We start from the raw sequence: 12,450 nt of genomic DNA, 5'->3' as shown, positions 1-12,450 counted from the left end.
CGGCTCCCTGATCCGGTGCGGGTCGGTGCGGGCGCCGGTCGCGCGGCTCCCCACGGCCCCTTTCAGGGGCGTTCGGTGCGCCTGTCCGAGGGGGCTTCGGCCCATGGATGCCGGACCAGTGCCGCCGCCGTCGCCAGCAGGACCGCGCCCACGGCCGGCAGCAGCAGCCGCGGGCCGGTCGGCTCCACCAGGGCCGCGCCCGCGGCGAGCCCGAGCACGTTGGGCGCGAAGACCAGGGAGTTGGCCGTCGCCGTGACCCGGCCCAGCAGCGGCCCCGGCGTCTCGTGCTGGACGGCGGTCAGGGCGGCGATCAGCACCGCGGGCAGCCCCGCGCCGATGGCCGCACTGGTGGCGAGGACGACCGCGTCGTACGGTGCTGCACGCACCGCCACGGCCACGGCGAACAGGGCGATCCCCACGGCGGCGAACCGTCGCCCGCCCAGCCGCCGCAGGGCCGGTCCGGCGAGCAGCCCCACCACCACGGGCCCGGCGCCCTGGACGGCGTACAGTGCGCCGGCGTACGTGGGGGAGTGGCCGAGGGCGTCGACGACGGCGTAGGCCGTGGCGCCGTTCACGCCCGCGCACAGCATCGTGACGCCGCCCGCCAGGACGAGCGGGCGCAGCCCGGGGTGCCCCCACAGGTACCGGGCGCCCTCGGCGGTGCGCCGCCGCCAGTCCGACGCGGGGCGCCGCGCCGGCGCCTCGCGGACCCGCAGGGCGGCGTAGACGCCGGTGGCCAGCACGAACGTGGCCGCGTCCAGCAGTGCCACGCCCGGTCCGCCGTACGCCGCGTACAGGCCCGCCCCGGCCAGCGGCGCCACCAGCTTCATGCCCTCGTTGGCGGTCATGCGCAGCCCGTTGAAGTCGCCGAGCAGGCCCGGGTCGACGGCGGCGGCGACGAGCGCCGACTCCGCCGCGTCGTGGACGACGCCCGCCGCGCCGTACACGAGCAGCACCGCGAAGAGCAGCCACAGCGTGTCCCGCGAGTCCACGGCGAAGAGCGTGAGCAGCAGGCAGGACATCAGCAGGCTGGTGGCGATCAGCAGCGGCCTGCGGCGGACGCGGTCCGCCAGGGTGCCCAGCGCCGGACCCACGAGCGTCGGCGCCCACATCGCGAGCATGCACAGGGCCGCGAGCCCGTCCGAGCCGGTGAGGTCCTTCACCCACACACCGGCCGCCAGCCACAGCGCCGAGGTGCCGAAGCCGGACACCACCACCCCGCAGAGATACAGGGCCGCGTCGCGGTCGCGCAGGACGCGGACGAGGGGCCGGTGGCCGTGCCGGCCCGCGGAATGCTTCGTTCTTGCCGTCGTCATACCCGGTCAGCCTGGGCCTAAGGCCCGGGTGCGGGCATCGGGCAGCTGCCCCAGTACCGGCCCCGGCGGCCGATGAGTTTCGCGGGTGCGACCGGTCCACCTTCCGAGAGAACCGGCCACGCACATCCCGAGGAGCAGCACATGACCGCCGAGACCACCACCCTCGACCTGGGACCGCAGACGCGGATCCTCACCCGCCTCGCCGACGGCGTGCGCGAGGACCGGCTCGCGGACCCGACGCCCTGCCCCGACCTGGCGGTGCGCAACCTGCTCGGCCACCTGACCGGTCTCGCCGTCGCCTTCCGCGACGCCGCGCGCAAGGACCTCGGGCCCACCACGGACACCAGCCCCGAGGCGTCCGTGCCGGACGTCGGGCCCGGCTGGCGCGAGGAGCTCGCCGCCGCGCTCGGCGAACTCGCCGCGGCGTGGCGCGACCCCGCGGCGTGGACCGGCATGACCCGGGCCGGTGGCATCGACCTGCCCGGCGAGGTCGCGGGCGCCGTCGTCGCCGACGAACTGGTGATCCACGGCTGGGACCTGGCCCGCGCGACCGGCCAGGAGTACGCCCCCGACGCGGCCGCGCTGCGGGCGGCACACGGCCTGCTCGCCGCCGCCGCGGAGGAGCCCGAGCGGGACCAGGGCATGTTCGGGCCCGTGGTCGCCGTCCCCGCGGACGCGCCGCTGCTGGAGCGTGCGCTGGGGCTGAGCGGGCGTGACCCGGGCTGGACCCGCACCGTCTGACGCAGGCGGCATCCGGCACAACTTCCTTTGTCAGAAGCATTGACGTGGCCGCGCGCCCCTCTTACCTTCAACGCGTCGTACTCCGTACGTCATATATGAGACGCGATACGCGAGATCTGATGTCCGAGATCTGTCCGCGCATCCGACGCGAGATTCCGAGAGGCGCGCATGACCTCTGTGCCCACGCCGATCCCCTCCCGCACGCAGTACGTGCTGGAGGAGATCAAACGCCGCATCCTCACCGGCCGGCTGACGCCCGGCCAGGCTCTGGTCGAGACCGACCTCGCCGCACAGTTCGGGGTGTCCAAGACACCGGTGCGCGAGGCGCTCAAGACGCTGGCCGGTACCGGACTGGTCGTGATGAGCCAGTACAAGGGCGTCACCGTGCGCATGGTGGACGCGGACATGGCGCGCGAGGTCTACGACGTACGGCTCCTCCTGGAGCCCGAGGCGCTGAGGCGCGCCGTGCGCAGGGAGGCCTCCCTGGACGCCGCCCGCGAGGCCCTGACCCGGGCCGGCCGGGCCACGGACACGGCCGAACGGTCGCTGGCCAACCGCGAGTTCCACCGTGCCCTGTACGTGCCGTGCGGCAATCCGCTGCTCGGCCGGATGCTCGACGAGGTCCGCGACCAGGCGGCCCTCGTCTCCGCGGTCGCCTGGGCCGCCGACCCCTCCTGGGAGCGGGAGGCCGGCGAGCACCAGGAGATCCTGCGCCTCGCCCTCGCCGGTGACGCGGACGGCGCGGCCCGCGCCCTGCACGCGCACATCGCGTCCTTCGTCGAGCGGGCCTTCCCCGAAGCGGGGAACGCGGCCCAGGAAGAGGACGGTCAGGCATGACAGCGACGTTCGAGACCCAGCGGGCGGCCCTGGCCGACGTGGTGGCGATCCCGGTGACCCCGTTCGCCGAGGACGGCACCGTCGACCCCGCCACCTACCGGGCCCTGCTGCGTCGTCTCCTCGACGGTGGCATCACGACCCTCACCCCCAACGGCAACACCGGCGAGTTCTACGCCCTCTCCCCGGCCGAGCGCCGCCTCGTCACCGAGCTGACGATCGAGGAGACCGGCGAGCGCGCGGACATCCTGGTCGGCGTCGGCCACGACGTGCCGACCGCGGTCTCCTCCGCCCGGCACGCCCGCGACCTGGGCGCCTCCATGGTGATGGTGCACCAGCCCGTCCACCCCTACGTCTCCCAGGGCGGCTGGGTCGACTACCACCGCGCCATCGCCGAGGCCGTGCCCGAACTGGGCGTCGTGCCCTACATCCGCAACGCCCAGCTCACCGGCGCCCGCCTCGCCGACCTGGCCGACGCCTGCCCGAACGTGATCGGTGTGAAGTACGCCGTGCCGGACGCCTCGAAGTTCGCCGCATTCGCCCGCGACGCCGGGCTCGACCGTTTCGTCTGGGTGGCCGGGCTCGCCGAGCCGTACGCCCCCTCCTACTTCAGCGCGGGCGCCACCGGCTTCACCTCGGGCCTTGTGAACGTCGCCCCGGCCGTCTCGCTGAACATGATCGAAGCGCTTCGATCGGGCGACTACCCGGGCGCCATGAAGGTCTGGGAGCAGATCCGCCGCTTCGAGGAACTGCGCGCCGCCAACGGCTCCGCCAACAACGTCACCGTGGTCAAGGAGGCCCTCGCCTCGCTGGGCCTGTGCCGCCGGGAGGTCCGCCCGCCCAGCAAGCCGCTGCCCGAGAGCGAACGCGCCGAGGTCGCCGCCATCGCCGCGGGGTGGTCCATATGACCGCCAGGAAGTCCCCGGAGGAGCTGCGCAGCCACCAGTGGTACGGCACGGACGGCCTGCGCTCCTTCAGCCACCGCGCCCGCACCCGCCAGCTCGGCTACCTGCCCGAGGAGCACCTCGGCAAGCCCGTCATCGCGATCCTCAACACCTGGTCCGACATCAACCCCTGCCACGTCCACCTGCGCGACCGCGCCCAGGCGGTCAAGCGGGGAGTGTGGCAGGCGGGCGGCTTCCCGCTGGAGTTCCCGGTCTCGACGCTCAGCGAGACCTTCCAGAAGCCGACCCCGATGCTCTACCGCAACCTCCTCGCCATGGAGACCGAGGAGCTGCTGCGCTCCTACCCGGTCGACGGCGCCGTGCTGATGGGCGGCTGCGACAAGTCCACGCCCGCCCTGCTGATGGGCGCCGCCACGGTGGACCTGCCCGCGGTGTTCGTCCCCGCCGGGCCCATGCTCCCCGGGCACTGGCGCGGCGAGACCCTCGGTTCCGGCACCGACATGTGGAAGTACTGGGACGACAAGCGGGCCGGCCTCATTGGCGACTGCGAGATGCAGGAACTGGAAAGCGGCCTGGCCCGCTCGCCCGGCCACTGCATGACGATGGGCACCGCCTCCACCCTGACCGCCGCCGCCGAGGCCCTCGGCGTCACCGTCCCGGGTGCCTCCAGCATCCCGGCCGTCGACTCCGGGCACGACCGGATGGCCGCCGCGGCCGGACTGCGCATCGTCGAACTGGTCCACCGGGACCGCAAGCTGAGCGACATCCTCACCGCCGACGCCTTCGAGGACGCCGTCACCACCGTGCTCGGCCTCGGCGGCTCCACCAACGCCGTGATCCACCTGATAGCCATGGCGGGCCGCGCGGGCGTCACCCTCACCCTCGACGACTTCGACCGCATCGCCCGCACCGTCCCGGTGCTGGCCAACGTCCGCCCCGGCGGACAGACGTACCTGATGGAGGACTTCCACTTCGCCGGCGGACTGCCCGGCTTCCTCTCCCGCATCACCGACCTGCTCCACCTGGACCGGCCCACGGTCGCGCACGACACCCTGCGCGAGCAGCTGGACGGCGCCCTCGTCCACCACGACGACGTCATCAGGACCCGCGACAACCCGGTCGCGAGCGAGGGCGGGGTCGCCGTACTGCGCGGGAACCTGTGCCCGGACGGCGCCGTCATCAAGCACATCGCCGCCGAGCCGCACCTGCTCAAGCACACCGGTCCCGCCGTCGTCTTCGACGACTACCGGACCATGCAGCGCACCATCAACGACCCGGAGCTGGGCATCACCGCCGACAGCGTGCTGGTGCTCCGCAACGCCGGGCCCAAGGGAGGCCCCGGCATGCCCGAGTACGGCATGCTGCCCATCCCCGACCACCTGCTCAAGCAGGGCGTGCGGGACATGGTCCGGATCTCCGACGCCCGGATGAGCGGCACCAGTTACGGCGCGTGCGTACTGCACGTGGCCCCCGAGTCGTACGTCGGCGGACCGCTCGCCCTGGTGCGCACCGGCGACTCCATCACCCTCGACGTCGAGGCGCGCTCCCTCCGGCTGAACGTGGACGACGAGGAGCTGGAGCGCCGCAGGACCGCCTGGACACCGCCGCCCGCCCGCTACGAGCGCGGTTACGGCGCGCTCTACAACGAACAGATCACCCAGGCCGACACCGGCTGCGACTTCGAGTTCCTGGCCCGCCCCGGCAGGGTGCAGGACCCCTACGCCGGCTGAGCCCGCCGACGGCGGGACCCCGCACACCCCTGCCCAGCGAGAAAGCGCTTCCTGCTTCCTGTACGACCCCCGCACGCCGCACCAGAACGGAGAACTGTCATGGCCCAAGCCGCAGCCGTGGCGAAACCGCCCGCGCCACCCCGGCGGCGCCGTGCCTCGGCCACGCCGCGCAGGCTCCCTTACCTGCTGATCGGACCGGCCGCCCTGCTGATGCTGGGCTTCATCGCCTACCCGGTCATCAGCGTCTTCTACTACAGCCTGCAGGAGTACAACCCCACCAAGCCGTGGCGGAACGGCTTCGCGGGCTTCGACAACTTCGTCAAGATCTTCACCGAGGACCCGGTGTTCTGGGACACCCTTGTCTTCAGTGCCAAGTGGGTCTTCGTCGAGGTCGGACTGCAGCTGCTCTTCGGACTGGCGCTGGCGCTCATCGTCAACCTGACCTTCGTGGGCCGGGGCATCGGGCGGGCCATGGTCTTCTCCCCGTGGGCCGTCTCCGGCGTCCTGACCTCCGCGATCTGGGTGCTGCTCTACAACTCCCAGACCGGCGTCACCCGCTACCTCGCGGACATGGGCATCGGCTCGTACGGCACCAGTTGGCTCTCCGACACCTCGACGGTCTTCTCCGCGGCGGTGGTCGCCGACCTCTGGCGCGGCGTGCCCTTCTTCGCGATCCTCATCCTCGCCGACCTCCAGTCCGTCTCGAAGGACCTGTACGAGGCCGCCGAGGTCGACGGGGCGAGCCGGCTCAAGCAGTTCTGGCACATCACGCTGCCGCACCTGAAGGACGCCATCATCCTGTCCACCCTGCTGCGCGCGGTGTGGGAGTTCAACAACGTCGACCTGCTCTACACCCTGACCGGCGGCGGACCCGCGGGCGAGACCACGACGTTGCCCCTGTACATCGCCAACACCAGCGTCGACGCCCACGACTTCGGCTACGCGTCGGCCCTCACCACGGTCGCGTTCGTGATCCTGCTCTTCTGCTCGATCGTCTACCTGCGGCTGAGCAAGTTCGGAGGCGAGAACAAGTGATCACCAAAGAGGCCCCCGCGGCCGCCCCCGCCCCCGCCCCGGTCGCCCCCGCAGCGTCGCGGCCCGGCAAGAAGCGCCCGGCCTGGGACGAGGTGCCCCGCTGGCAGATCTACCTGCCGCTCGGGATCTACCTGGTCTTCACCCTGATCCCGTTCTACTGGATCCTGCTCTTCGCGCTGCGCCCGACCGGGTCGACCTCGCTCGTGCCCTGGCCGATGACCACCGAGCACTTCGAGAAGGTGTGGACCGACCGCGGCTTCGGCACCTACTTCACCAACAGCGTGTACGTCGGGCTCGCCACCCTGGTGATGACCACGCTGGTCGCCCTGGCCGGCGGCTACGCCCTCGCCCGGTTCGACTTCAAGATCAAGCGCGGCTTCATGCTCGCCCTGCTCTGCTCCCAGTTCGTGCCCGGCGCGCTGCTGCTCGTGCCGCTGTTCGAGATCTTCGCCGGACTCCAGATGATCAACTCGCTCGGCAGCGTCATCATCGCCGAGACGGTCTTCCAGCTGCCGCTGTCGATCATCCTGATCAGCAACTTCATCAAGAACGTGCCGTACTCCCTGGAGGAGGCCGCCTGGGTCGACGGCTGCGGCCGGTTCCGGGCCTTCCGGATCGTCGTACTGCCCCTGCTGCGGCCGGGACTGATCGCGGTGGGCTCCTTCGCCTTCGTGCACTCCTGGAACCACTTCCTGTTCGCCCTGATGTTCCTCAACAACCAGAGCAAGCAGACCATCCCGGTCGGCCTCAACTCCCTGATGAGCGCGGACAGCGTCGACCTCGGCGCGCTCGCCGCCGGCGGCATCGTCGCCGCCGTCCCCGTCGTGATCGTCTTCGCCTTCATCCAGAAGTGGCTGATCACCGGCTTCAGCGCGGGGGCGGTGAAGGGATGAGCCGGGTTCCCGTCGTCCTCGCCGGCGCCCGCGGCCACGGCCGCTGGCACGTCGCCAACATCCGCCGCCTGGAGCGGGCGGGACTGGTCCGGCTGGCCGGCATCTGCGAGCTGACCCCGCTGACCGAGCAGGAGGCCGGGGGCGAACTCCCCGAGCAGTCCGCCGACTTCGGCGCCCTGCTCGACTCCACCGGCGCCCGGATCGCGGTGATCTGCACGCCGATCCCCACCCACACCGACCTCGCGCTGACCGCCGCCCGGCGGGGCGTGCACCTGCTCCTCGAGAAGCCCCCGGCACCGTCGTACGCCGAGTTCCGGCGCATGGCCGACGGGGCCGCCGAGGCCGGCGTCGCCTGCCAGGTGGGGTTCCAGTCACTGGGCTCGCACGCCGTGCCGGCCATCCGCGAGCTGATCGCCCGGGGTGCGATCGGCGAGGTCGTGGGCATCGGCGGGGCCGGCGCCTGGGTGCGCGACGAGGCCTACTTCCGCCGGGCGCCCTGGTCGGGCAAGCGGCGGCTGAACGGCGCCGACGTCGTCGACGGTGCGCTGACCAACCCGCTGGCGCACGCCGTCGCCACCGCCCTCGCGCTCGGCGGCACCGCCCGCGCCGAGGACGTCACCGGCATCGAGACCGAGCTGAGCCACGCCAACGACATCGAGGCCGACGACACCTCCTGCGTGCGGATCGGCACCGCGCGCGGGCACCGCGTCACCGTCGCCGCCACCCTGTGCGCGGAGCGGGCCGACGAGCCGTACGTCCTGGTGCACGGGTCCAGCGGCCGCGTCACCTTCTGGTACAAGCAGGACCGGGTCCTGCTCCAGCGCGGCGGCCACGGCCCCGAGGAGTTCCACCACGACCGCACCGACCTGCTGGAGAACCTGGTCGACCACCTCATCACCGGTGCCCCGCTGCTGGTACCGCCGGACGAGACGGGCGCCTTCATGCGGGTGGTCGAGGCGATCCGCCGGGCGCCCGACCCGGAGCCGCTGCCCGCCGCCGCCTGGCGCCGCGTTCCCGGCGAGCGGCGCCGCGTGGTCCCCGGCATCGACGGCCTCGTGGCCGCCGCCGCCGACACCCTCTCCCTCTACTCCGAACTGGGCGCGCCCTGGGCGCCGCGCACCGAGCACCCGCGATACGAGGTGAGCACCCGATGACCGGCAACGACTCCCCGGTGCTGCGTGTGGCGGGCCGCCCCGTCGCCCGCTACGTGACCCGGCCCGAACTGCCTCACCGGCTCTCCCCGCGCCCCTACCTGCACCCCGTCGCCACCCTGGCCGGCACGGCCGTCACCGAGTTCAGCCCTGCCGACCACCTCCATCACCTCGGCGTCGGTGTCGCCGTTCCCGACGTCGAGGGGCACAACTTCTGGGGCGGGCGCACCTACGTCCGGGGCCGGGGGCCGACCGAGCTGGACAACCACGGCACCCAGCGGCACACCGCCTTCCAGCTCCGCGACCCCGACGGCTTCGTCGAGGAGCTGCGCTGGCTCGCCGCCGGCACCGAACTGCTGCGCGAGCGCCGCACGGTCGCCGCCACCGAACTCACGGGCACCGCCTGGGCGCTGGACTTCACCTTCTCCCTCACCAACGTCACCCCGGACCCGCTCACCCTCGGCAGCCCCGCCACCAACGGCCGCCCCGGCGCCGCGTACGGCGGCTTCTTCTGGCGCGCCCGCAAGGAGAGCACGGCGCCCGGCGTCTTCACCGCCGACCGGGAGGGCGAACGGGAGGTGCACGGCCGCAGCGCCGACTGGCTCGCCCTGACCGGACAGACCTGGTCGCTGGTGTTCGCCGGCGTCACCGAACGCACCCGGCGCGACCCGTGGTTCGTGCGCACCGAGGAGTACCCGGGCGTCGGCTCCTCGCTGGCCCACGACGACCGGGTGACCGTCGCCCCGGGCGACACCCTGGTCCGGCGGATCGTCACCGTCGTCGCCGACGGCCGCCTCGATGCCGACGGTGCCGCCGCCCTCGTCCGCAAGGCGGTGAGCCCGTGACCGCCGCCGAGACCGCCGCCGAGACCGCCACCGGGACCGAGGGGACGTACACCAACCCCGTCCTGAACGCCGACTGGTCCGACCCGGACGTCGTCCGCGTCGGCGACGACTTCTACCTGATCGCCTCCAGCTTCGGCCGCGCCCCCGGCCTGCCGCTCCTGCACTCCCGGAACCTGGTCGACTGGACCCTGGTCGGGCACGCCCTGGAGCGCCTGGAGCCCGAGCGGGAGTTCGCGCGGCCCCGCCACGACTGCGGCGTCTGGGCGCCGGCCCTGCGCCACCACGCGGGCCGCTTCTGGATCTTCTGGGGCGACCCGGACCAGGGCATCTTCCAGGTCAACGCCCCCGACATCCGGGGCCCGTGGACCGCGCCCCACCTGGTCAAGGCGGGCAAGGGCCTGATCGACCCCTGCCCCCTGTGGGACGAGGAGAGCGGCGAGGCATACCTCGTGCACGCCTGGGCCCGCTCCCGCTCCGGGATCAAGAACCGCCTCACCGGCCACCGCATGCACCCCGACGGCACCGGAATCCTCGACGACGGCAAGGTGATCGTCGACGCCGACCGGCTCCCCGGCTGGTTCACCCTGGAGGGCCCCAAGCTCTACCGGCACGACGGCTGGTACTGGATCCTCGCCCCCGCCGGATCGGTGGAGACCGGCTGGCAGGGCGCCTTCCGCTCCCGCGAGTTCTTCGGACCGTACGAGGAGAAGGTCGTCCTGGAACAGAAGGACACCGACGTCAACGGCCCCCACCAGGGCGGCTGGGTGCGCACGGCGTCCGGCGAGGACTGGTTCCTGCACTTCCAGCAGCGCGGCGCGTACGGGAGGGTGGTCCACCTCCAGCCGATGCGGTGGGGGACGGACGGCTGGCCGGTCCTGGGCGACGACGGCGCCCCGGTCACCGAGCACCGGCGTCCCGCCCTGCCCCCGCAGCCGCCCGCCGCGCCCGCCACCGACGACGACTTCCCCGGCGGACGGTTCGGCCGCCAGTGGTCGTGGACGGCCAACCCCCGGGCCGGCCGGGCCACCCAGCACGCCGGGGACGGACTGCGCCTCGCCTGCGTCCGCTCGGCCGACGCGCACGACCTGCGCCTGCTGCCGAGCGTCCTGACCCAGCGCTTCCCCGGCGAGCCCTCGGTGATCGAGGTCGACCTGCGCCTGGACAGCGGGGAACCCGGCGCGCGGGCCGGGCTCGCGGTGCTCGGCGACGCCTACCGCTGGATCGGGCTCCAGCGGGACACCGACGGGACGGTGCAGCTGGTGCACCGCTTCGCCGAGTCCGTGGCCGAGGCCGAGCGGGACGCCGACCGGCCCCGCCCCGCACCCGGGGGACGGGCCAGGCTGCGGATCGAGACGGTCCCCGGGGCGCGCTGCCGCTTCTCCTACGACCTCGGCGACGGAGACCCGGGCGACGGCCCGAACCCCGTCCCCGTCGGCCGGGAGTTCGCCGCCACCCCCTGGCGCTGGGTCGGCGCACTGCTCGGACTGTTCGCCCTCGCCCCCGCCGGCCAGGGACCCGCCGGCGCCGCCACCTTCACGCGGTTCCGCGTCGGGCCCCACTGAACCCCCACGTTGTCGTTCCACCGCTTTGTTCGATCCAGAAGATCCGGAAGAAGAGAGCCGACCAATGAGGATCAGCATGCTCAGCAGCAGAGACAAAGGCACAGTAAGGCGCCGGACGTCCGCCGCCGTCGCCCTGGGGGCCGTGCTCGCGCTGACCGCCACCGCCTGCGGTGACGACGGCAGCGGGGCGGGCGGCGACAAGGGGGCCGAGGGCAGCGGCAAGGGGAAGATCACCTTCTGGGACAACAACGGCGGTATCCGTACGGCCGTCTGGAAGGAGATCATCGCCGACTTCGAGAAGGCCAACCCGGACATCGACGTGGAGTACGTCGGCATCGCCGCCACCGAGTACCAGTCCAAGGTCGACACCGCCATCCAGGGCGGCGGCCTGCCGGACGTCGGCGGCGTGACGGCGTCGATGCTCGCGGGCTTCTCCGCCCAGGGCGCCCTGGAGCCGCTGGACGACCGGCTCACCAAGTCGCCCCTGAACGACAAGATCAACAAGGACATGGTCGAGTCCCTGAAGGCCGCCGGCGGCGGCGACGGCACCCTGTACTCGATGCCGACCTCCGCCAACAACGGCGTCCTCTACTACCGCACCGACCTGTTCGAGAAGGCCGGTCTCGACGCGCCGACGACGTGGGACAAGTTCTACGCCGCCGCAGAGAAGCTGACCGACGCGGGCAAGAACGAGTTCGGCTACACCATCCGCGGCGGCTCCGGCTCCATCGCCCAGGCGCTCGACGCGATGTACGGACAGTCCGGCATCACCTCGTTCTGGGACGCCGGCAAGAAGAAGACCACCGTCAACGACCCGAAGAACGTCGAGGCGCTGGAGAAGTACGCGGCCCTCTACAAGAAGGTCACACCGGCCGCCGACGTCAACAACGACTTCGCCAAGATGGTCGCCCAGTGGGACACCGGCACCATCGGCATGCTCAACCACAACCTGGGCTCCTACCAGGACCACGTGAAGGCGCTCGGCGTCGACAAGTTCCGCGGCATCCCGCAGCCGGTCGGCGCCTCCGGCAAGCGGGTCCAGGTGTCCAACCCGGTCGACGGGCTCGGCATGTTCAAGAGCTCGAAGAACAAGGAGGCCGCCTGGAAGTTCATCGAGTTCGCGACCTCGAAGGAGCAGAACTCGAAGTTCAACGAGTCGGCCGGGCAGGTGCCGTCCAGCACCGAGGCCGCGAACGACGCGTGGATCCAGAAGGCGGAGCCGACGAAGCTGGCGGCGCAGGCGCTGAACGACGGGTCTACGACCATTGTTCAGCTGCCGTACTACCTGCCGGACTGGAACACGCTGTCCAAGTCGGAGAGCGAGCCGGGGTTCCAGAAGGTGCTGCTGGGTGACATGAGCGCGAAGGACTTCCTGGACGGGCTGGCCGACAAGCTCAATGAGGCGCAGGCCGAGTGGACGGAACAGATGGGTTAGTCG

Annotated in this window: 11 protein-coding genes; 10 read left to right on the top strand and 1 reads right to left on the bottom strand. The window is 72.3% G+C overall.

Annotated elements, in window-relative coordinates:
- Window positions 1-62: 62 nt before the first annotated feature.
- Complete coding sequence (locus ACZ7MF_RS33095) at window positions 63-1,316, bottom strand: MFS transporter (protein ID WP_471481942.1); 1,254 nt, start codon at window positions 1,314-1,316, stop codon at window positions 63-65.
- Window positions 1,317-1,457: 141 nt separating this feature from the next.
- Between ACZ7MF_RS33095 and ACZ7MF_RS33090 the strand changes: the two genes are divergently transcribed.
- The 10 genes from ACZ7MF_RS33090 to ACZ7MF_RS33045 all read left to right on the top strand — a co-directional run bounded on the left by ACZ7MF_RS33090 (window position 1,458) and on the right by ACZ7MF_RS33045 (window position 12,447).
- Complete coding sequence (locus ACZ7MF_RS33090) at window positions 1,458-2,057, top strand: TIGR03086 family metal-binding protein (RefSeq protein ID WP_471481941.1); 600 nt, start codon at window positions 1,458-1,460, stop codon at window positions 2,055-2,057.
- A 168-nt stretch (window positions 2,058-2,225) separates the two neighbouring features.
- Window positions 2,226-2,894, top strand: a complete 669-nt coding sequence (locus ACZ7MF_RS33085) for a GntR family transcriptional regulator (RefSeq protein ID WP_356861631.1) — start codon at window positions 2,226-2,228, stop codon at window positions 2,892-2,894.
- Complete coding sequence (locus ACZ7MF_RS33080; protein ID WP_471481940.1) at window positions 2,891-3,799, top strand: dihydrodipicolinate synthase family protein; 909 nt, start codon at window positions 2,891-2,893, stop codon at window positions 3,797-3,799. Before ACZ7MF_RS33085 ends, ACZ7MF_RS33080 begins: the two co-directional genes overlap by 4 nt.
- Complete coding sequence (gene araD, locus ACZ7MF_RS33075) at window positions 3,796-5,526, top strand: L-arabinonate dehydratase (RefSeq protein ID WP_471481939.1); 1,731 nt, start codon at window positions 3,796-3,798, stop codon at window positions 5,524-5,526. The genes ACZ7MF_RS33080 and araD overlap by 4 nt, the downstream gene beginning before the upstream one ends.
- A 99-nt stretch (window positions 5,527-5,625) precedes the next feature.
- Window positions 5,626-6,561, top strand: coding sequence for a carbohydrate ABC transporter permease (locus ACZ7MF_RS33070; RefSeq protein WP_471481938.1), 936 nt, complete (start codon window positions 5,626-5,628; stop codon window positions 6,559-6,561).
- The gene (locus ACZ7MF_RS33065; protein WP_471481937.1) at window positions 6,558-7,454 is read left to right on the top strand and encodes a carbohydrate ABC transporter permease; all 897 of its coding nucleotides are present in this window, start codon (window positions 6,558-6,560) and stop codon (window positions 7,452-7,454) included. Before ACZ7MF_RS33070 ends, ACZ7MF_RS33065 begins: the two co-directional genes overlap by 4 nt.
- Window positions 7,451-8,608: a Gfo/Idh/MocA family protein gene (locus ACZ7MF_RS33060; protein WP_471481936.1), complete on the top strand. Its 1,158-nt coding sequence runs from the start codon at window positions 7,451-7,453 to the stop codon at window positions 8,606-8,608. The genes ACZ7MF_RS33065 and ACZ7MF_RS33060 overlap by 4 nt, the downstream gene beginning before the upstream one ends.
- Window positions 8,605-9,450, top strand: coding sequence for a DUF6807 domain-containing protein (locus ACZ7MF_RS33055; RefSeq protein WP_471481935.1), 846 nt, complete (start codon window positions 8,605-8,607; stop codon window positions 9,448-9,450). Before ACZ7MF_RS33060 ends, ACZ7MF_RS33055 begins: the two co-directional genes overlap by 4 nt.
- Window positions 9,447-11,012, top strand: coding sequence for a glycoside hydrolase family 43 protein (locus ACZ7MF_RS33050; RefSeq protein ID WP_471481934.1), 1,566 nt, complete (start codon window positions 9,447-9,449; stop codon window positions 11,010-11,012). The genes ACZ7MF_RS33055 and ACZ7MF_RS33050 overlap by 4 nt, the downstream gene beginning before the upstream one ends.
- A gap of 64 nt (window positions 11,013-11,076) precedes the next feature.
- Entirely contained in the window at window positions 11,077-12,447 is a 1,371-nt protein-coding gene (locus ACZ7MF_RS33045; RefSeq protein ID WP_471481933.1) for an ABC transporter substrate-binding protein, read from the top strand.
- Window positions 12,448-12,450 lie beyond the last annotated feature (3 nt).

Source organism: Streptomyces sp. NPDC111628, from assembly GCF_055635195.1.
The sequence above is the reverse complement of the archived record's forward strand: the minus strand, read 5'-3'. Positions and strand labels throughout refer to the sequence as shown.

Coding starts and splice junctions, on each gene's coding strand:
- ACZ7MF_RS33095 (WP_471481942.1), bottom strand. CDS start 1,316: ATGACGACGGCAAGAACGAAGCATTCCGCGGGCCGGCACGGCCACCGG.
- ACZ7MF_RS33090 (WP_471481941.1), top strand. CDS start 1,458: ATGACCGCCGAGACCACCACCCTCGACCTGGGACCGCAGACGCGGATC.
- ACZ7MF_RS33085 (WP_356861631.1), top strand. CDS start 2,226: ATGACCTCTGTGCCCACGCCGATCCCCTCCCGCACGCAGTACGTGCTG.
- ACZ7MF_RS33080 (WP_471481940.1), top strand. CDS start 2,891: ATGACAGCGACGTTCGAGACCCAGCGGGCGGCCCTGGCCGACGTGGTG.
- araD (WP_471481939.1), top strand. CDS start 3,796: ATGACCGCCAGGAAGTCCCCGGAGGAGCTGCGCAGCCACCAGTGGTAC.
- ACZ7MF_RS33070 (WP_471481938.1), top strand. CDS start 5,626: ATGGCCCAAGCCGCAGCCGTGGCGAAACCGCCCGCGCCACCCCGGCGG.
- ACZ7MF_RS33060 (WP_471481936.1), top strand. CDS start 7,451: ATGAGCCGGGTTCCCGTCGTCCTCGCCGGCGCCCGCGGCCACGGCCGC.
- ACZ7MF_RS33055 (WP_471481935.1), top strand. CDS start 8,605: ATGACCGGCAACGACTCCCCGGTGCTGCGTGTGGCGGGCCGCCCCGTC.
- ACZ7MF_RS33045 (WP_471481933.1), top strand. CDS start 11,077: ATGAGGATCAGCATGCTCAGCAGCAGAGACAAAGGCACAGTAAGGCGC.